Origin of the sequence: Geminicoccus flavidas, from assembly GCF_009806515.1 — a bacterium.
Taxonomy (GTDB): Bacteria; Pseudomonadota; Alphaproteobacteria; order Geminicoccales; family Geminicoccaceae; genus Geminicoccus; species Geminicoccus flavidus.
The window spans coordinates 1-1,546 of record NZ_WUJP01000586.1 but is presented as its reverse complement, the minus strand read 5'-3'; the positions used below and the strand labels follow the sequence as shown (position 1 = coordinate 1,546).

Sequence of the window (1,546 nt, the reverse complement as noted above, 5' to 3'; positions counted from 1 at the left end):
ACTGGTGCTGGCGGCGAAATGGCCGGACGACTACCGGCGGCTCTATGGCGAGCTGATCGGCCAGGCGCGGGACAAGGTCGTGCTGCACTGGCTGGGGCCGATGTTCGACCCGCAGCTCGAAGGCTACTGGGGATCGCACGACCTGGACGAGGCGCAGGCCACGCTGCTGGGGCTGATCCGGGACCATGCCGGGCGGATCGACGGGGTGAAGATGTCCCTGCTCGACAAGGAGCGCGAGCTGGGCTTCCGCCGGGCCCTGCCCGAGGGCGTCAAATGCTTCACCGGCGACGACTTCAACTATGCCGAGCTGATCGAGGGTGACGGCGCACGGCACAGCGACGCGCTGCTCGGCATCTTCGACCCGATCGCGCGGGCGGCGGCCGCAGCGCTGGCAGCACTGGACGCGGGCAGGGTGGATGACTACCGGGCGATCCTCCGGCCGACCGTCGCGCTGTCACGCAAGATCTTCGAGGCGCCCACCCGGTTCTACAAGTCGGGCGTGGTGCTGCTGGCTTGGCTGAACGGGCACCAAAACCATTTCGCGATGCTGGGCGGGCAGCAGGCGGCGCGCTCGGCCCTGCATTATGCCGAAGTGTTCCGCCTGGCCGATCAGGCGGGCGTGCTGGACGATCCGGAGCTGGCGGGCCGGCGCATGGCGCGGTTGATGGCGACGTTCGGGATCGAGTGAGGCTCTAGATCGCCCGGGCAATCATCTGGATGGGAGCGATGTTGCCGGCCTGCAATGCGCGCAGGACGTTGCTGAAGCGCTCCTCGAAGGCCGGGCCCACCAGGTTGCGCAGGCTCAAGAGCGGCTGGCCTCGGGAAGCGGCCTCGGCGCGCATCTCCTGCCAGCGCGCCAGCACGAACTCGCGCAGGTTCACTTCCTGCTCGACGGCGAAGCCGCTCTCGCCGAGCAGCGTCCGGTAGGTGGCGGGCGGCTCGACGAAGCTGGTGGCGGCATCGGCAGCCCAGGGCATTGGGTAGGGCAACGGCGCCTCCTCCATGCGCATGACGTCGTAGACCCCGAACCGGCCACCGGGCTTGAGCACCCGGCGCACCTCGCGGAACAGCAGGTCCTTGCGCTCGATGTTCATGCCGACATGGATCAGAGTAGCGGCGTCGAAGCTGCCGTCCGGGAATGGCAAGGCCAGGCCGCTTCCCAGCCGGAATGAGACTCGGTGGGCCAGGCCGCAGCGCCGGGTGAGCGCGGTCGCGACCGCCACGAACTCCTCAGTCAGGTCGATGCCGGTGACCTGGCAGCCATGCGCCTCGGCCATGTAGCGGGCCGGCCCGCCAATGCCGCTGCCGATGTCGAGCACCCGCTGGCCTTGTGCCAGCTGCAGATCCTGCGCCAGTGCGACCGTGGACGCGCGCCAGCCCAGGTGGAACTCGTCGACGCCGGCTAGGTCGGCGGCGGTGAGCCGGTCGAGATCCTTGCCGGCCGCGGCCAGCGCGTCGAGGATCGAGCGCTCCAGGGCGCCGTGCATATAGTGGCGCGCGACCTGCGCTTCCATGTCCATGACGCCTCCCGACCCCTTTGCCCGGC

The 1,546-nt window shown here is 69.5% G+C and carries 2 protein-coding genes; one reads left to right on the top strand and one right to left on the bottom strand.

Annotated features, from left to right (window positions below):
• Positions 1–688 (top strand): DUF993 family protein (locus EQG76_RS16655; RefSeq protein ID WP_159715451.1); only part of this gene is annotated, 688 nt, incomplete at its 5' end.
• A gap of 4 nt (positions 689–692) precedes the next feature.
• Here the strand turns inward: EQG76_RS16655 and EQG76_RS16650 are convergent.
• Positions 693–1,546 (bottom strand): class I SAM-dependent methyltransferase (locus EQG76_RS16650; RefSeq protein WP_235031409.1); only part of this gene is annotated, 854 nt, incomplete at its 5' end.